Origin of the sequence: Paraburkholderia sediminicola (genome assembly GCF_046027825.1) — a bacterium.
GTDB lineage: Bacteria > Pseudomonadota > Gammaproteobacteria > Burkholderiales > Burkholderiaceae > Paraburkholderia > Paraburkholderia sediminicola_D.
Genome location: NZ_JAQQDU010000137.1, coordinates 1 through 17,733, shown reverse-complemented (window position 1 = coordinate 17,733; position 17,733 = coordinate 1). Strand labels below are relative to the sequence as shown.

At 61.3% G+C, this 17,733-nt stretch carries 17 protein-coding genes; 6 read left to right on the top strand and 11 right to left on the bottom strand.

Annotated features, from left to right (window positions below; all coding sequences use genetic code 11):
• Positions 1-248 precede the first annotated feature (248 nt).
• The gene (locus PQQ96_RS38915; protein ID WP_408302275.1) at positions 249-1,460 is read left to right on the top strand and encodes an RtcB family protein; all 1,212 of its coding nucleotides are present in this window, start codon (positions 249-251) and stop codon (positions 1,458-1,460) included.
• Between the two features lie 93 nt (positions 1,461-1,553).
• On the opposite strand, the gene PQQ96_RS38910 is transcribed toward PQQ96_RS38915, so the two are convergent.
• The 6 genes from PQQ96_RS38910 to PQQ96_RS38885 form a co-directional block, all read right to left on the bottom strand.
• The gene (locus PQQ96_RS38910; protein ID WP_408302274.1) at positions 1,554-1,805 is read right to left on the bottom strand and encodes a hypothetical protein; all 252 of its coding nucleotides are present in this window, start codon (positions 1,803-1,805) and stop codon (positions 1,554-1,556) included.
• Between the two features lie 802 nt (positions 1,806-2,607).
• On the bottom strand, positions 2,608-3,297 hold the full coding sequence (locus PQQ96_RS38905; RefSeq protein WP_408302272.1) for a DUF2242 domain-containing protein: 690 nt from the start codon (positions 3,295-3,297) through the stop codon (positions 2,608-2,610).
• 166 nt (positions 3,298-3,463) lie between these two features.
• Positions 3,464-4,102 (bottom strand): lytic transglycosylase domain-containing protein, encoded by a 639-nt coding sequence (locus PQQ96_RS38900; RefSeq protein ID WP_408302271.1) that lies wholly within the window; start codon positions 4,100-4,102, stop codon positions 3,464-3,466.
• A 113-nt stretch (positions 4,103-4,215) separates the two neighbouring features.
• A complete protein-coding gene (locus tag PQQ96_RS38895) occupies positions 4,216-5,484 on the bottom strand; it encodes a cytochrome-c peroxidase (RefSeq protein ID WP_408302269.1) in 1,269 nt (422 codons plus the stop codon).
• Between the two features lie 8 nt (positions 5,485-5,492).
• Positions 5,493-6,725, bottom strand: a complete 1,233-nt coding sequence (locus PQQ96_RS38890) for an alkaline phosphatase family protein (protein ID WP_408302267.1) — start codon at positions 6,723-6,725, stop codon at positions 5,493-5,495.
• A 149-nt stretch (positions 6,726-6,874) separates the two neighbouring features.
• Positions 6,875-7,858, bottom strand: coding sequence for a helix-turn-helix transcriptional regulator (locus tag PQQ96_RS38885; RefSeq protein WP_408302265.1), 984 nt, complete (start codon positions 7,856-7,858; stop codon positions 6,875-6,877).
• Between the two features lie 102 nt (positions 7,859-7,960).
• On the opposite strand from PQQ96_RS38885, the gene PQQ96_RS38880 reads away from it, so the two are divergent.
• The 3 genes from PQQ96_RS38880 (at position 7,961) to PQQ96_RS38870 (ending at position 9,741) form a co-directional block, all read left to right on the top strand.
• Entirely contained in the window at positions 7,961-8,608 is a 648-nt protein-coding gene (locus PQQ96_RS38880; RefSeq protein WP_408302264.1) for a glutathione S-transferase family protein, read from the top strand.
• Positions 8,609-8,811: 203 nt separating this feature from the next.
• Entirely contained in the window at positions 8,812-9,072 is a 261-nt protein-coding gene (locus PQQ96_RS38875) for a DUF6723 family protein (RefSeq protein WP_408302262.1), read from the top strand.
• A gap of 78 nt (positions 9,073-9,150) precedes the next feature.
• Positions 9,151-9,741, top strand: coding sequence for a hypothetical protein (locus tag PQQ96_RS38870; protein WP_408302260.1), 591 nt, complete (start codon positions 9,151-9,153; stop codon positions 9,739-9,741).
• Positions 9,742-9,902: 161 nt separating this feature from the next.
• Here the strand turns inward: PQQ96_RS38870 and glmS are convergent, their stop codons facing one another.
• The 5 genes from glmS to PQQ96_RS38845 all read right to left on the bottom strand — a co-directional run bounded on the left by glmS (position 9,903) and on the right by PQQ96_RS38845 (position 15,605).
• The gene (glmS, locus tag PQQ96_RS38865) at positions 9,903-11,720 is read right to left on the bottom strand and encodes a glutamine--fructose-6-phosphate transaminase (isomerizing) (protein ID WP_408302258.1); all 1,818 of its coding nucleotides are present in this window, start codon (positions 11,718-11,720) and stop codon (positions 9,903-9,905) included.
• A gap of 60 nt (positions 11,721-11,780) precedes the next feature.
• On the bottom strand, positions 11,781-13,142 hold the full coding sequence (gene glmU / locus PQQ96_RS38860) for a bifunctional UDP-N-acetylglucosamine diphosphorylase/glucosamine-1-phosphate N-acetyltransferase GlmU (RefSeq protein ID WP_408302256.1): 1,362 nt from the start codon (positions 13,140-13,142) through the stop codon (positions 11,781-11,783).
• 151 nt (positions 13,143-13,293) lie between these two features.
• A complete protein-coding gene (gene ttcA, locus PQQ96_RS38855) occupies positions 13,294-14,292 on the bottom strand; it encodes a tRNA 2-thiocytidine(32) synthetase TtcA (RefSeq protein WP_408302254.1) in 999 nt (332 codons plus the stop codon).
• A 3-nt stretch (positions 14,293-14,295) separates the two neighbouring features.
• Entirely contained in the window at positions 14,296-14,691 is a 396-nt protein-coding gene (locus PQQ96_RS38850; protein ID WP_074281934.1) for a dihydroneopterin aldolase, read from the bottom strand.
• A gap of 95 nt (positions 14,692-14,786) precedes the next feature.
• Positions 14,787-15,605 (bottom strand): SDR family oxidoreductase, encoded by an 819-nt coding sequence (locus PQQ96_RS38845; protein WP_408302252.1) that lies wholly within the window; start codon positions 15,603-15,605, stop codon positions 14,787-14,789.
• Between the two features lie 13 nt (positions 15,606-15,618).
• Between PQQ96_RS38845 and PQQ96_RS38840 the strand changes: the two genes are divergently transcribed.
• Together PQQ96_RS38840 and PQQ96_RS38835 are read left to right on the top strand one after the other, a co-directional pair.
• Positions 15,619-16,809, top strand: coding sequence for a class I SAM-dependent methyltransferase (locus PQQ96_RS38840; RefSeq protein WP_408302250.1), 1,191 nt, complete (start codon positions 15,619-15,621; stop codon positions 16,807-16,809).
• A gap of 22 nt (positions 16,810-16,831) precedes the next feature.
• Positions 16,832-17,026 carry a DUF2905 domain-containing protein gene (locus PQQ96_RS38835; RefSeq protein WP_408302248.1) on the top strand — a complete coding sequence of 65 codons (195 nt, stop codon included), beginning with the start codon at positions 16,832-16,834 and terminating at the stop codon, positions 17,024-17,026.
• The last annotated feature ends 707 nt before the right edge of the window (positions 17,027-17,733 follow it).

Below are 17,733 nucleotides of genomic sequence, written 5' to 3'. Positions count from 1 at the left end.
CTAGCGGATCATATCAATTGTTAGCTCATTTCGACTGCCCTCGAGCGCGGAAAACCCACAGTGCGTACGGCCTCTTTATGATTCACATCAATGACTTAAGATGCGATGACCCGAGCATCCAGCGACGCTGGCATGCTCCTCGCAATACATAGCTCGACTGGATGCCGTAGCTGACGCATCCAGCCAGGCGCGTGCCGCACCTCTACGTGCCACCGCCAGTCGAAATGAGAACAGGGAAGAAAAGAAAAATGGATTACCAACTGATGGAAGTCGCGGACGGCAAGCCGGTCAAGATGTGGACCGAAGGTGTCGCGATCGACGACTTCGCGCGAGATCAACTCACTTACACGGCCAAGCTGCCGTTCATCTTCAAGCATCTGGCAGTGATGCCGGACGTGCATGCAGGCAAAGGCTCGACAATCGGCAGCGTGATTCCTACGCTCGGCGCGATCATTCCGGCAGCAGTCGGCGTCGACATCGGCTGCGGCATGATGGCCGCGCGCACCACGCTCAAGGCGGCCGATCTGCCCGATTCGCTGGCGGGACTGCGCAGTGCGATCGAACGCGCTGTGCCGCATGGCCGCGCATCGGGCCGACGCGATCCGGGCGCATGGGATCGGCCGCCGCAACCGGTCGACATTGCGTGGAAATCGCTCGCCGATGGCTTCAGGCGCATCGTCGACAAGTATCCGAAACTCGCGCGGACCAACAACTACGTTCACCTCGGTACGCTCGGCACCGGCAATCACTTCGTGGAAGTGTGCATCGACGAAGCGGACAGCGTGTGGTTCATGCTGCACAGCGGTTCGCGCGGCGTCGGGAATGCGATCGGCAATCTGTTCATCGAACTGGCGCAAGCGGATATGCGGCAGCACATCGCGAATCTGCCGGACCGCAATCTCGCCTACTTCGAAGAAGGCAGCGTGCACTACGATGACTACGTCGAAGCGGTCGACTGGGCGCAGAACTACGCGCGGCAGAATCGCGAACTGATGATGGGCGCGGTCGTTCGTACGGCGCAGTCGATCATCGCCAAGCCGTTTTCGATCGATGAGCACGCCGTGAACTGCCACCACAACTATGTGCAAAAGGAACATCACTTCGGCACGGACATTCTGGTCACGCGTAAGGGTGCGGTGTCCGCGCAGAAGGGCCAACTCGGCATCATTCCGGGCTCGATGGGCGCGAAGAGTTTTATCGTGCGTGGGCTCGGCAACCCGGAAAGCTTCTGTTCATGCAGCCACGGTGCGGGCCGCTCGATGAGCCGCACCGAAGCAAAGCGGCGCTTCTCGGTTGAAGACCAGATCAAGGCGACTGCGCACGTCGAATGTCGTAAGGATGAAGGCGTGATCGACGAAATCCCGATGGCCTATAAGGACATCGACGCGGTGATGGCAGCACAGCGTAGTCTCGTCGAGGTCGTACACACGCTGCGGCAGGTGGTGTGCGTGAAGGGGTAAGCACAAAGCGGGGTAACGGCAAAGCGCGGGGGTCGCCGGTTCGGCGATCCCCGCCGACGCACCTGCCGGAAGACCGCCGCGTGACCAGCGCCTTTATGCGGCGCGCGGCTGCGTGAACATCTTGGGTGTATCTGCGGTGGGCGGAAACACGCACCAGCAGCCGTCGTCGTGACGAAAGAAAAAAAGACCGCGCGATCCGGTTTCTGGAGACGTCTCCACGCGCACATAACGCCTGCCGCCAAGCCGCGTGCGGCTGAATTCGGTCACGTGAATCGGGGCCGACGGCCCAGGCGCCAGCCATTTCTCGACCAGAAAGCGCAACGATTGTTCGCTGGCGGCTCTCATGATCCGCTCCGGGCAGGCTTGTCGTGATTCGCCTCGCGCGCGGCTTCGCTGCTTTCGTCGCTGTCGGCGCCATCCTCATCATGCTCGGAGGATGCGAGGGATATGGCCCGGTTAGTAGCCGCCGCCCGCAGCGTAGTGCAGTGGCTGGCATGTCTGATATCCGAGAGAAGACGGACTAGCTGTCGTGCTGTTCTGCGTTTCATCGCACACCCCCGCACTGCACCAATAACCTCAGAAAACACTTTAACTCTATGCCTGGATAGGGCGTTGCTGAAATGATTTTGACTAAATAGCAACAGTTGCGCTTGCAAAAACATAGACGCAATCTTTGTACCTTCCAGCTTCAATGTGCACGCCTGGACGGTCGCGGTCTGTACGGTGGCGAGCGGATGGCGTCGACGAAAAAACTGGGGCCCCCCTAAGTGGTTTACGGCCGGATGCGCAAGTGGTTTATGGCTGGATGCCCAAGTTATCCACAATTGCCTATGAATAACTTCGGGATAGCCCATCGGAGAGCCTGTGTGCGGAATCTTGATAAGACGGGACGCGAGGCCTGTCCCATCAAAGTTATCCCAACTTTGTAGTTTTTCTACGGACGTGTTCCGCAGGGTTATGGATTTCGCATGACATTGATGTGACGGGATATTTAGGACTTATCCACAGAAGGGGTTAACCCTTGTTAACTATTACTACATATATATACGTATGAAGTAAAAGACATAGGATAAGTGCCGCAGCGTGATGAGATCGAAGGCTGATCAGGCCTTGATCAGCCCAAACCCGACAAACATCGGTGGATGCATCAAGGCACCACGCTGCTGGCTCCGCTTGCCGATTGCGCCGAAGCAGCCTTGTCGATTGCATCGGGCATCTCAGGAAGCGGCGCTGGAAGGGTTGCTTCCACCGGCACCGGCAACATGCGCGTCTCGACGCGGCTGTTTGCAACCGGCTGCGTGCGCACCACGGTTTGCAGATAGTGATCGACGAGGCCGAAGAAGCGATCGTAGAACTTGCCCGACGGAATGGTCTCACTCGAAATCTTGACCATCGCATCGCTGTTCGAACGGATCGGCAGCGACAGCGAACCCAGCACGCTCAACCCGACGCTCGCCGAGGTATCGCTTTTCTTCAGCGCAAAGCCGTTCTGCACGGCATTGACGTAAACGATGCTCGTATCGCTCGCCTCCTCCCCCGGCGTACACACCACATGAAACTCGACGACGACGTGTGAATCGCCGGTCGGCTGGAAATTTTTCGTTCCATCGACGGTATCGGTGCGCGTCATCGTCGTCAGATAACCCTGACTCAGCAGGGCTCTGCGCGCCGCCTCGCAGGTATCCGTGGTACTCGAGTTGAAATTTCGGGCGTAAGGGCTCGCGCCCGTTTCGAACAATTCCTGCTGGAATTTCGGTTGCGGGGTGCTGCTGCAAGCGGCAAGCGTTAGCAGGCCGAGAAGCGAGGCGGCAGTGACTTTGGAAAACGAGGTAAACATGGTCGATCGGAAGAGGCGCGGCGTGAGCTCGAATGGGAATGCATTGTAGAGCGGTTGCCAGGTGTGCGTAAAAAGCGCGCAGCGCCGGCTGACACGACGTGACGGCTCATTTCCGCGGCTTCAGCGCGGGGCACGACAAAGAGGAAAAATAAGAGACTACTGCCGCTCAGTGCGACATTGCGGGCGATGCGCTTTGCGGCGTCGCCGCGCCGGCGGTGTTGTCGGTCGGTGCCGGTATCGTAAAAGCGTCGGCCCAGTTGTCCGGCGCCGGACAACGGTCCGCCTCGCACATACTGGCTTGTGCGTCCGGACGCGATGCGACGTCTTGCGGGCCGGCGACGTCGGCGAAATCTTCAACGCGCAAGCTCACCTTTTTCGCGTAAGCCTGCGATCCGCCGTAACTCTTGAGCGCGGCGTTCATGTCGCCGTTTGCCGAGCGCATGTAGCCGTACAGGATCGCCGAGCCCACTTCGATGTTGGCGGTCGGCTCAGTGAGGTCCTTGACGTTCCTCAACAGCCCACGATGAGCGCCCGGCACCACCTGCATCAGCCCGGTCGCGCCGTTGGCGCCCTTGGCCTTTTCCTTGAAGCGGGATTCGATCGAGATGATCGCCAGCAGCAGTGCCGGCGGCAGTGAATATTTCGAAGCGGCGGACTGCACCGCGTCGGAAATCTTTTGAGCCTTTTCCTTTGCCAAACCGAATTTCTGCGTCAGATACGCGGACATGCGGTCATTGGTTTCGTCGGCCGTTGCGGTTTGCATCAGGCCGAGCGAAAGCACGATCAGGCAAAGTAACCGGCTCATAACGGAGGGCGGGAAAGAAAGGGGATTCGCGCATTATAGCTCTGCCCCCAAAAGAGGCACCAAACGGCCGAAATTCGTCTTAGGAAAAGCGGCCGGCTGGCGCGTCTGCGCCGCTATTTCGACTTGCCCGGTTTCAGCACGTAATCGTCGTTCAGCGTGGCGAGGAAAGCGGCGACATCGTCGATATCCCGCTCTGACCAAACGGGGCGCTCGCCGACTTTGCGCGTGAGCGGTTCGTCGGTCGTATCGACGTTCACCCGTAACGCGACCGGCAAGTCGTTGAACTTGTCGACTTTGCCGTGCGCGTCTTTTGGATACCACTTGCCCGGGTTCGTATCGCGTTGGACGTAGAAACGCAGCGCGTCTTTCAGCGTATGGAAGCGGCCATTGTGGAAGAACACCTGGCGCGTTGCCGTATTACGCAGCGACACCGACTTGAAGAGTCCGCAGTTGCTTTTGTCGCTCGACTGATCGGTGCGCAGCGGACCGCACAGGCCCATATCGAAGTACTTCGGGTCCGCGTTCGCACGCAGCTCCGGATTGCGCGGCACACCGAGCGCCTGGAAGTTGAAATCGGTGAAAAGCGGATGGGAGCCGTCGACCCCCGATTGGTCGATATGGCAGGAGGCGCAATTGCCGCCCGTCGGATTGTCGAACAGCTTTTTGCCTCTCAACTCCTGTGCCGTTAGTTGCAATTTTCCATCAAGATAGTAGTCGAACTTGCTGGTGTAAGGATGAAAGCTCGGGTCTTCAAGTTCGAATCGCTCGATGGCGTACATCGCCTGGGCGAACGCCTTGGTGGGGTCGGCAAAGATGTTCTGACCGAACACTTCCTTGAAGCGCGCGGCATACGGCGCCCGCGCCAGTTTCGCGAGCACGGCCGCCGGATCCTTGTTGGCCATCTCGTCCGGATTGAACAGCGGAAAACTCGCCTGATCGTGCAGACGGTTGAAGCGCCCGTCCCAGCCGAAACCGCCGACCGGCGCGTTGTCGCTATCCTCGATTCGTTCCGAGAGACTCGCAGCCTGCGCGTGACTCCACATCGGCGTGCGGTTCAGAACATAGCGCAGGCTCGGCACGGCGCGCGTGCCTTGCGAGTGCATGTGCGGACCACCTAGCTGCGCTGCCAGACCGTTGGGCGGCCCGTACGCGTGCGACGGGTTATGACAGCTCGCGCACGACATCTTGCCCGAGGCCGACAACGATGCGTCGAAGAACATCAGTTTGCCGAGCGCCGCGGCATCGCTGTAGACGGGTTTCGCGTCGGCCGGCGCCGACGCTGCGGCTGTCGGCAACGGCAGCCATACGGCACTGGCCAGCGCGGCGAGCGCCGCCCATCGCGTGGCGGTGCTCGCGGTGAATCGGGTAGCAAAAAACAGCATCGAGTCGCTTACAGGTTCGTGAAAATGTCGTTGCCGAACCCGACCAGACCGGCCTGCCCCGCATAGCCCAGATGACCCAGCTGGAAGATGTCTTCAATGCTCTTGAGCATCGAATAATGGTTGTACTGCACCGTCGACACCGTGCCCGGCTTGATGAACTTCGAGATCATGACCGCACCCGTCTGGTCGCCGCCGAAGCTCTGCTTGGTCAGGTTGATCGTCAAGCCCTTGTACGCCAGCGACGAAGTCTGCGGGAACGCCGCCAGATTCGGACCCGGTTGCTGGCTGCAGCAGGTCGCGCCGGCGAATATCAGATCCTCGCCTGACGCAGACTGCGTCACGGTGGCGTAACTGCTTTCGTCGAAGTTGATGATCAGCAGACCATCCTGCTGGAACGCCGGCGAGGCGGTGATAATCGGCACCCACTTCTGCAGGAACGTATTCGCGCTGACCAGTCCGCCCGGCTGGCCGTTCACGCAAGGCGAATCGTGACCGTCGTCGCACAGGCTCGGCGTAATCAGGTTGAAGTTGGCGGTGGTTGAGATCGATTGCAGATCAGTCGTGAGTTTGTTCAGGTTCACGACGTTCTGGCCGCAGTTCGGCGAATCGATGATCGAGTGGAAGTACATGAACGGGTTGTGACGCGTTGCGTACTGATCGCCCAGCGGTACGGCCGCGCTCGGCGCTTCGGCCGTTTGCGTCAGATCAGTCGTGTTGAGCGTCGGGTGGCCGCAGGTAGCGGCTTCGCGCGTCGGGTCGTTACCCATGTCGCCTTCATAGCCCTTCCATGTCAGGCCCGCCGCCGTCAGCTGGTCCGGCAGCGTCTTGATGCTGGCCGGATACACGCAGCCCGAGCCGATCGCCTGACCGTCCGGCGTCGTGCCCGTCAGGTTGTAGTCCTGATAGGTAATGCAGTCGTTGTCCGTTTCCGGCGTCGGCGCCTGACCGCTGAGCATCGAGATGTAGTTGTCGAGGCTCACGTGCCCCGTGCCGTAGTACTGCTGCACCATCGCGCCTTGTGAAGCCAGCGTCTGCGACAGATACGGCGCCTTGCTGTTCGCGCCGAAGGTGGTCGCGTAGTTTTCGTTTTCGAGCGTGATGACGAAGACGTGCTTGATCTGCTGCTGTCCGGTCTGAGTCAGCGACGAGGACGACGATGATCCGCACGCGGCGACGATAAGACCAACTAAGGCCGCGCAAACGACCATGAAGAAAGCACGCAACCCGCTGCGCTGTGACATTGTTTTTGCCCTTGGGGATTAGAGTTTTATTCGCGGGCAAACTGTATGCAGCGTGTATGACGGCGCCGTGAAAAGCGTCACCGTTACGTCACATGTCGATCATCTCAGGCAACATATATATCGTTCGCTGAAACGGCGAGACGATGCCTTCATTGCGCGTAACGCTGATGCAGCGCCGCCGCAACCTCCGCCATGCACGCACGCAATTCGGGCGGCGCCAGGACCTCGGCCTCGGTGCCAAAGCGCAGCAGCTCCGCGCACGCCTGCCTCATCGAGCCAACCGGCAGGGTGACCATGCGCCAGCCGTCGGCCGGATCCGGCTCGCCGATTTTCGCGGCTGAACGCGCGAACGGTGAGGTAAAGGCTTCGAGCATCTGTATGCCCCACGGTGACAGACGCAGCGTCGCTTCGTTCGCATACATCTCTTCGGACAGACGCTGCGTGCTGTCCTGCCAGTAGGCCGCCAGATCGAAGGCGAGTGGGCGCTCGAAAGTCTCGTCCAGCAGGCTCAACTCGAGAATGCGAGAAATGCGGTAGATGCGAATGTCCGTATCGACCCGCCCAACCACATACCAGGCCCCGCTTTTCAGCACAATGCCGAGCGGTTCGATCCGGCGAAACTTTTCAGCTTTCCAGCTCTGATAGCGAATCTGCAGCGGATGCTGTTCCCACACCGCGCTGGCGATCAACGGCAGATTCGCGGGCTGATCCGCGTCGGAAAACCAGGCCGGGGCGTCGAGGTGAAAGCGCGAGCGCATGCGCTCCGCGGTCGACCGCAATTCGACCGGCAACGCGGCAAGCAACTTGGTTTGCGCGCCGGCCATCACGGCGCCGAGACCGAGCGCCTGTACCGGTCCCGGCAAACCGGCGAGAAACAACGCCTCCGCTTCCTGCGACGACAGACCGTTCAGACGCGTACGGTATCCGTCGAGCAGACGATAGCCGCCTTCCGCGCCACGCTCGCTGTGGACAGGGACGCCAGCGGCGCACAAGGCGTCGACGTCGCGATAGATGGTGCGTAGCGAGACCGCGCATTCGTCGGCGAGCGACTGCGCGGTCACGCGTCCGCGCGCTTGCAAGGTCATCAGGATGGAAAGGAGGCGGCTGGCTCTCATTCGAACAAGTGTAGTCATACCTGACACAAACTGACAGGTATGGAGGCTTAGGATGGGGGCATCCGGCGCCTGATGGACGCTGGTTCTTCCCACGAGACACTCACTTAGAAGGCCTCCGCCATGACTACCGACCGCACGATCACGCTGTTCCACTCGCCGCAGTGCCGCTCTGTCAGCGCAGTTACTCTGCTCGAGGAACTCGGCGTACCGTATGAGTTGAAGGTGCTGAACATGAAAGCCGGCGAGCAGCGCAAGGCGCCGTATCTCGCAATCAATCCGCTCGGCAAAGTGCCGGCGATCCTTCACGGCGATGCGCTGATCACCGAACAGGTCGCCATCGTTATCTATCTGGCCGACCTGTTTCCCGAAGCGGGCCTCGCGCCGGCGCTCGACGATCCGACGCGCGGACCGTATCTGCGATGGCTGGCGTACTACGCGGCCTGTTACGAACCGGCGCTGGTCGACAAGGCGATGAAGCGCGAACCGGCTCCGCCCTCTACCTCACCGTACGGCGATTTCGATTCGATGCTCGGAACCGTGACGAGCCAGCTACAGGCATCGCCCTATTTGCTTGGAGACAAAATGTCGGCGGCGGATATCTTGTGGGGCATCGCGTTGCATTGGGGAATGATGTTCAAGCTGGTGCCTGAGACGCCGGTCGTGCTCGAGTATGCCCAGCGCATCTGCTCGCGGCCGAGCTTCGTGAAGGTGACCGAGCGGGATGTCGCGCTAGCGGCCGAGCATGCCGCGGCGGTTAACGGCGCCTGATCTGGCGGGCGGCTTGCCCGGCATGCTGGGGTAATCGAGGCAGCGGGATGGGCGTGGCGGCTGGTCGGCTGATCGTGCATCCGGTTGAATGCGCCGGGATTTGAGACAATGGGGCCGCCGGTGACTGTCTTCCCGGGACAACCGGGCGTAGCCTTAGCCTGTCGAGCGGGCGCCGCCCCATTGAACAAGAGATGTTTTCAGGTATGAGCAAGATCGCGTTTATTCCCAGCGTCCCCGCGACGTCGGAGGAAGATTTTGAAGTGTCGGCCACATCGAAGCTGGCTGGCTACCGGCGTTTTTTCGGCGTGTTGAAAGTGGTTCGAACCACCGATGGCCGCTTGCTGTTCCCGTTCGACGGCGCGCCGGAACTCGGGCCTTACGCGACCAAACTGGAAGCCGTCGCGGCGGCGCAGGTGTATGGCGAGCACATCGTGGCCAGCGACCTGGCCCGTCCGGAGTTGTAAGCGTAGCTTGGGGATTTTGGGTTGCTTCGGTTAGTCACTCGGGATCGTCATTTGAGATGGTCACTTTGGGAGCAACGGATGACTCGTCTACGCAAAGTGGGCTCATCGGCCGCGGCGATGTGGAGTGCGGCGGTGCTGATGGCCGCTTTCTGTCAATCCGGCTTCGCTCAGGACGCTAACGCCGATGCCGGTCAGGAGGCGCTCGGTAAAACCGAGGTCGTTCACACCCAGGTCCGTGTCGTAGCGATCTACCCGGCCACCAACAGCGTCACGCTGCGTGGCCCGCACGGCCATCTGGCGGATGTCGACGTCAATCGCCAGTTGGCCGATGTCAGGAAACTGCGGGTCGGCGACAAGCTGAACATTGCATACCAGCAGGCGCTGCTGCTTCACATCGACAAGGTGACGACCAAAGGTGTGCGTGAGCGCATCGAGACGACGGCGGCGATACCGGTTTCAGGGGGATACGCGTCGTCGGCGCATAGAGTGCAAGTTGTCGCGACGGTGCTGAAAATCGACCGCAAGAGCCGGATGGTGACGCTACGTGGGCCGAAGCATCAGCAGGTACTGAGGGCTGCGGCCGGCATTCCACTCAATGAGTTGAAAGTCGGGGACAGCGTGCGCGCGGAGTTTGTTTCGGCAGCCGCGGTGGAGGTGGTGAGGAAGTGAAGGGGCGTTGCCGTTGCCGGGCCGACAGGAAAACCAGCGCCGAGACAGCAGGACGCGCAGGTGCTGCGCCGTGCACATGAGGCGCCTCGCCTGGATGATGGGCGATACAGGACCCGGCAACACACCGGGTCCTTTTTTATTTCACCCGCGCCTTATCAGCCTCACTCCACCGTAACCGACTTCGCCAGGTTCCGTGGTTTGTCCACATCGGTTCCACGCGCACAAGCCGTGTGATAAGCCAGCAACTGCAGCGGCACCACGTGCAGAATCGGCGACAACAAACCATAGTGCTCCGGCATCCGGATCACATGCAGGCCTTCGTCATTGACGATCTTCGTATCCGCGTCCGCGAACACATAAAGCTCACCGCCGCGCGCACGCACTTCCTGAATATTCGACTTCAGCTTCTCCAGCAGCGCGTCATTCGGCGCCACCGTCACCACCGGCATCGCTTCCGTCACGAGCGCCAGGGGCCCATGCTTCAACTCGCCAGCCGGATACGCTTCGGCGTGAATATAGGAAATCTCCTTGAGCTTCAGCGCGCCCTCAAGCGCGATCGGGTAATGCAAGCCGCGCCCGAGGAACAACGCATGTTCCTTGCGCGAAAACTCTTCCGACCACGCGATGATCTGCGGCTCCAGTGCCAGCACGCTATTCAACGCCGCCGGCAGGTGGCGCAGCTGTTTCAGATACTCGGTTTCCTGCTCCGCGCTCACCTTTCCACGCAGCTTCCCAAGCGTCGCGGCCAGCACGAACAGCGCAACCAGTTGCGTCGTGAAGGCTTTCGTCGACGCCACACCGATCTCGCGGCCCGCATGGGTCAGGAACGACAATTCCGTCTGGCGCACCATCGCGCTCGTCGCGACATTGCACACCGCCAGCGTATGTTTATGCCCCAGCGACTGCGCATGCTTGAGCGCCGCCAGCGTGTCTGCCGTTTCGCCCGACTGCGAAATCACCACCACCAGCGACTTCGGATTCGGCACCGACTCGCGATAGCGATACTCGCTCGCAATCTCAACCTGAGTCGGAATCTTCGCGACCGATTCGAGCCAGTACTTCGCGGTCAGTCCCGAGTAGTAGCTCGTGCCGCACGCCAGAATCAGCAGGTTGTCGATATCCGCGAACACCTTGTCGGCGCCCTCGCCGAATATCGACGCGTCGAACGCGTCGGCTTGCGGGATCGTGTCGGTAATCGCACGCGGCTGCTCGAAAATTTCCTTCTGCATGAAGTGACGATACGGGCCGAGTTCGACCGCGCCGCCATACGCCGCGACCTGGCGCACTTCGCGTTGCGTTTCGATGCCGTCACGATCGGCGATACGCACGCCATCGAGCGACAGTTCGCAGACATCGCCTTCTTCCAGGAAGATGAAGCGTTCGGTGCTGCCGGCAAGCGCCAGCGCATCCGAAGCGAGGAAGTTCTCACCGTTGCCGAGCCCTACCACCAGCGGCGAACCTTGTCGCGCGCCGACCACCGTATGCGGCTGATCCTTATGCAGCACCGCGATCGCGTACGCGCCGTGCAATTGCCCGACGGTTTCACGCACCGCGGCAAACAGATCGCCGCGATACAGGCTGTGAATCAGGTGCGCAATAACCTCTGTATCGGTCTGCGATACAAACGTGTAACCCTTACCCCGCAGCATTTCGCGCAGCGACTCGTAGTTCTCGATGATGCCGTTGTGTACCAACGCGAGTGCATCTCTCGAGAAAATCGGGTGTGCGTTGTCGGTCACCGGCGCGCCGTGCGTCGCCCAGCGCGTATGCGCGATACCCGTGATGCCTTCGAGGTGGCTCTCATGCACCTGCTCGTCCAGGTCGGCCACGCGCGCGACGCTGCGAGCGCGACGCGGCCCACTGTCGCTGAGCACGGCCACGCCGCACGAATCGTAGCCGCGGTATTCGAGGCGACGCAGTCCTTCGATGAGGACGGGGACGATATTACGTTGCGCAACCGCGCCGACAATGCCACACATGGCTTATTCCTTTTCAGTGCTGGGTTTCAGGGAGCGCGCTCCGCGCGCGCGTCACGCCCATCAGCTTTTCTTCTTGACCGGGCGTACATAGCCCGGCTTGCAAACTTGAGTTTTATCGTTCAGGACCAGCATGTCTTCTTCGACATCCCTCCAGACCGTTGTGCCCGCCGCGATCGTCACGCCACGCTTCACGCGCACGGGCGCCACGAGTTGTGTGTCCGAACCGACAAACACGTCATCTTCGATGATCGTGCGGAATTTGTTCGCACCGTCGTAGTTACAGGTGATGGTACCCGCGCCGATATTCACCCGCGCTCCGATATCCGCGTCACCGATATACGTCAGATGGTTCGCTTTCGAGCCATGGCCGAGCACCGCGTTCTTCACCTCGACGAAGTTGCCGACGTGCGACTCGTCCTGCAACGACGCGCCCGGACGCAACCGCGCATAGGGGCCGAGCACGACGTTCGCGCCGACCTCGGCGCCTTCGATATGCGTGAACGCGTCGACGCGCGTACCGGCGCCGATCGTCGCATTGCGGATCACGCAGTTCGGTCCGACAGTCACGTTGTCGGCCAGCGTGACGCGGCCTTCGAAAACGCAGTTCACGTCGATCGAGACGTCGCGGCCGCATTCGAGCGTACCGCGCACGTCGAGGCGAGCCGGATCGGCAAGCGTCACGCCGGCTACCAGCAACGCCTCAGCGACATTGTGCTGATGAATCCGTTCGAGTTCGGCAAGCTGCTGCTTGCTATTCACGCCGAGCGTTTCCCACGCTTCGTCCGGCTGGGTGGTGACAACTTCGAGACCGGCTTCGATCGCCATCTCGACTGCGTCGGTCAGGTAGAACTCGCCTTGCGCGTTGTCGTTTTTCAACGCGGCGAGCCAGCCGCCGAGGCGCCCGGTCGGCGCGATGATGATGCCCGTGTTGATCTCGGCGATCTTGAGCTGCTCGGGCGTCGCGTCTTTCTGTTCGACGATGCGCGACACCTTGCCGTGCTGATCGCGCACGATGCGGCCATAGCCGCTGGGGTCGTCGAGTGTGACGGTGAGCACGCCGTAGCCGTCCCGGCCCGCGCGATCGGTCAGCGCCTGCAGCGTGCTGGCGCGCGTGAGCGGCACATCGCCGTATAGCACCAGCGTGGGTTCGGATGGATCGAGCAGCGGCAACGCCTGCTGCACCGCGTGGCCCGTGCCGAGTTGCTGCTCCTGCGCGGCGAACTGGACGTCCGGTGCCGCTACCGCTTGCCGCACGGCTTCGGCGCCATGACCGACCACCACGACCAGACGCGTGGGTTTGAGCGCGCGAGCGGTGTCAATGACATGAGCGAGGAGCGGCCGGCCGGCCAGGGGATGGAGCACCTTGGGAAGCGCGGACCGCATGCGCTTACCGGTGCCTGCCGCCAAAATCACGATGTTCATGGCGTCGGCAATTTGACGAGTTTGGAGCCGACGATTCTATCATGCAGCCCATGACGACAAAGGCCGCTCGCGCGGCCTTAGAGCGGGCAGAAATGCGCGGAATCGCTCGTTTCCCGCGCGTTAACTGCGTGTTCCCACGACGCTCCGACGCTCACATATCGTCGAACTGGACGATCGAGATCGGTTTCGCGCCATTGAACGGCGTGCCGTCGCCGGCATCGGTCGAACACGGCTCTTCGTCGAAGGCGATATCGCCTTGCGGATCGGCCTCGCCGCTTGCACGCAGGCCGGCGAAGGGGAACAGCTTGTGATCCATCAGATGCGACGGCACGATGTTCGACAACGCATTGAACATGTTCTCAATGCGGCCCGGGAAACGCTTCTCCCAATCGCGGATCAGCGCCTTCATTTCCGCGCGTTTCAGGTTCGGCTGGCTGCCGCACAGGTTGCACGGAATGATCGGGAATTCGCGCAGCTCGGCGTACTTTTCCAGATCGGTTTCCTTCACGTAAGCGAGCGGACGGATCACGATGTTCTTGCCGTCATCCGATTGCAGCTTGGGCGGCATGCCCTTCAGCTTGCCGCCGTAGAACATGTTCAGCAGCAGCGTTTGCAGGATGTCGTCGCGATGATGGCCGAGCGCGATCTTGGTTGCGCCGAGCTCGCCCGCCACGCGATACAGAATGCCGCGACGCAGACGCGAGCACAGCGAGCAGGTGGTCTTGCCCTCCGGCACCAGCCGCTTGACGATGCTGTACGTGTCCTGGTTCTCAATGTGAAACGGAATGTCGAGTTGCTTCAGGTACTCGGGCAGCACATGTTCCGGAAAGCCCGGTTGCTTCTGGTCGAGGTTCACCGCGACGATGTCGAAATTGATCGGCGCGCGTTCGCGCAACCGCATCAGGATTTCGAGCATCGCGTAGCTGTCCTTGCCGCCCGACAGGCACACCATCACCTTGTCGCCTTCCTCGATCATGTTGAAGTCGCCGATCGCCTCACCGACCTGGCGCGCGAGACGCTTGAACAGCTTGTTGTTCTCGTAGGCTTCTTTCTGCTCGCGGCGCGTGAGCGGCGCTTTAACCGCTGAGGCGTGCGCGGCCTGCGCAGCCCCGGGGGCCGCCGTGTCGTTCAGGATTTCCTGAGCATTCATGGCTCAATCCTCTTTGATACGGAAGACTTCGACGCCCACCGCGTCGCAGTCAGGATAAACGTCCGGCTTTTCGGTCGAAACACACACGGCGCGCACCTGCGGATGAGCGAGCAGTGCCTTGACGAGGTCATCGCAGAGGGTTTCCTGCAGGTGAATATGACCTTGTTCGACGCGGCGCGCGATGGTCGAGCGCATGAAGTCGTAATCGACGACTTCGTTCAATTTGTCCTGAACCGGCGTGGACAGCGCGAGCGGCACGAACAGTTCGACGTTGATCACGACGCGCTGTTCGCCGCGCTTTTCGAAGTCGTGCACGCCGATGTTGATGTGCACTTCGTAATTGCGCAGAAAGAGCCGGCGGCAATCGGCGAGCCGGGGATGCGAAAGAGCGGCAAACATGTTCGTTCCAGTCGAAAAAAGAGCGCTGAGCACTCAAGTGGGCACTTCAACACGCGCGAGCGCCGCCGGTCGGCCCGGCAACAGACACGCGCGCTTCAGGCGCCCGTCAAAAACATTACGTCGCGCGGCAGCGGCACGAGGTGCTGCCCGCCGTCGACCACCAGCGTCGTTCCGGTGACGCCCGCTGCATCGGCGAGATACAGCGCGGCGGCGACAATATCCTCCGGCCGCGACGCGCGGCCCAGAGGCGTAGTACGGTGAGCTTCTTCAAAACTCGCCGGCGTTTGATCGCCGGATTGCATCGTCAGACCCGGGGCGAGCCCGACCACGCGCACTTTCGGCGCCAACGCCTGCGCCAGCGCAACGGTCGCTGTCTGCAACGCGGCTTTCGACAGCGTATAGGACAGATAGTCCGGGTTCATGTTGTACAGCTTCTGGTCCAGCACATTGATCACCACCCCGCGCTGGCTTTCGTTGGTACGCGCGGCCTCCGGCGTGGCCTCGAACAGCATACGCGCCAACACCAGCGGTGCGCCGAGATTCATCGCGGTCAGTTTCAGCAGCAGGTCGTAACCGACGTTGCGTGCCGTGTCTTCTTCGAAGCGCGACGCATTGTTGACGATACACGCCGGGCGGCCCAGCGCGGCCGTACAGGCCGGTAAAAGCTGCTCGACCTGGGCCTCGTCGCCCAATTCCGCGTGCAAAGCCACCGCCCGGCGGCCCAAGGCGACGATTTCCGCGACCACGCCGTTAGCCTCCTCCCGCGACGCCCCGTAATGGACCGCCACGTCCCAGCCACGCGCGGCGAAGCCGAGCGCGAGCGCCCGCCCGATGCGGCGGGCGGCGCCGGTAATCAGCACGATGCGCGGCGTTTCAGGCGCGCGGGCGGCAGCGGTGTCCAGAGAAGCGGTCATTTACAATGTGGGGATGAATCCGAAAGCTCACCAACCCGATAGTTTACCTGCTCCCGGCCCGAGCGCGCTTGCGCAGTCCGAAGCGCTGGTCGCACAGCTCCGCGCGGAGCTCAAAACCGCCTGCGGCTGGCTGCCATTCGACCGCTATATGGAGCGCGCGCTTTACGCGCCGGGACTCGGCTATTACAGCGGCGGCGCCCGCAAATTCGGCCTGCGCGGCGACGACGGCAGCGACTTCGTGACGGCACCGGAAATGTCCCCGCTGTTCGCCACGACGCTGGCTCGCCCGCTCGCCGAGGCCTTGCAGGCCAGCGACACGCGCGACCTGATGGAATTTGGCGCAGGCACGGGCAAACTCGCCGCCGGCTTGCTGAAGGCGCTTGAGACGCTGGGCGTCGAATTCGACAGTTACTCGATCGTGGATTTGTCGGGTGAATTGCGCGAGCGCCAACGCGAAACGATCGAAGCCGCCGCACCGGCGCTGGCTGCGAAGGTGCGCTGGCTGGACGCGTTGCCGGAAAGATTCGAAGGCGTGGTGATCGGCAATGAGGTATTGGACGCCATGCCCGTGCGGCTCTTCGCTTTTACCGGCGGCGCCTGGCACGAGCGCGGCGTGGTGTGGCGGGATGAGGCTTTTGCGTTCGACGACCGTCTGGTATCGGCGGATGCGGACATTGCGTTTCTGGCCGAGATCGAAACGACCAGCGACGACTACGTGACCGAGACGCACGACGCCGCCCGGGCGTTCACGCGGACCATTTGCACGATGCTCACGCGTGGCGCGGCCTTCTTTATCGACTATGGTTTTCCTCGTCACGAGTACTACCATGAGCAGCGTGCGCAGGGCACGTTGATGTGCCATTACCGGCACCGGGCGCATGGCGATCCGTTTGTCTATCCGGGCTTGCAGGATATTACGGCGCACGTGGAATTTACCGGTATTGCCGAAGCCGGCGTCGAAGCTGGCGCGGATTTACTGGGGTTCACTTCGCAAGCGCGATTCCTGTTGAACGCGGGGATTACCGAGGCGTTGTCGGCGCTTGATCCAACGGACACGGCGAGGTTTTTGCCTGCGGCGAATGCGGTGCAGAAGTTATTGTCCGAGGCGGAGATGGGCGAACTGTTCAAGGTGATCGCGTTTTCGCGCGGGCTGGATGATACGCTGCAGGCTTTTTCCAGTGGCGACCGGTCACATACGCTGTGATTTTTTGCCTTAGGGGTTGGCGATGATCCGCTGGCTGTTGACTACGTTTGTTGCGGTGGCGGTGTTGTCGGCCTGCTGGCCGTGGCTCAGGAAGATCGGGATTGGGCGGATGCCTGGTGATGTTACTTTGCGGCTCTTTGGGCGGGAGTATCCGTTTCCGTTTATGTCGACGTTGGTGCTTTCTATGGTGTTGTCGCTGCTTGCCAGGGTTTTGTAGCGGTTTTCTTTTGCCTTTGGCGGCGGCATGTCTGTTTGCCTGCGGCGTGGGCCTTTCCTTGTTTTGTTATTGGTCTATTGGCGTTGCCCCTGTGCGGGGCGGCACTTACTTTCTTTGCCGCCGCAAAGAAAGATAAGCAAAGAAAGCGGCTCACACCGCTAATTCTTAAGTGGGTCCCCTGGCTTGGAGGGGGCAGTGGTGCATCTGGAATCCGTGCCCTCGCACATTCGGCGCCGGTGACAAAGCAGTCATACCTCCGGCGGCGCTGCGCGCGCCGAAGGGTCCTTCATAAATCCGCCGGCTACGCTTTCACTCACGCTGTGTGCGCAGCTCCCTGACTCGTCAGTGCATCGCGGCAGCAAGCGCAACTGCGACTGCTGCTACGGCCGCGCAGCGAGTGCACCGCATCCGCATTTCATTCGAAGCAGGGGTTCGCCAATGAGCGTGGGAGCGCCTCACCGAGGCGAAGCCGATGGCACCCACCGTGCACGAACGAAGCCCCCTGGTTTCCCCGGCAGACCCATCCGCGACGCACGCAGTGCGGAGTGGGAGCTGATGACTTCTTTGTCACTGACGCTAAATGTGCGAGGGCACGGATTCCAGATGCACCACTGCCCCCTCCAAGCCAGGGGACCCGCTTAAGAATTTGCGGTTTGAGCCGCTTTCTCTTGCTTCTCTTAGCGGCCGGTGTATAGACCGGAGACATG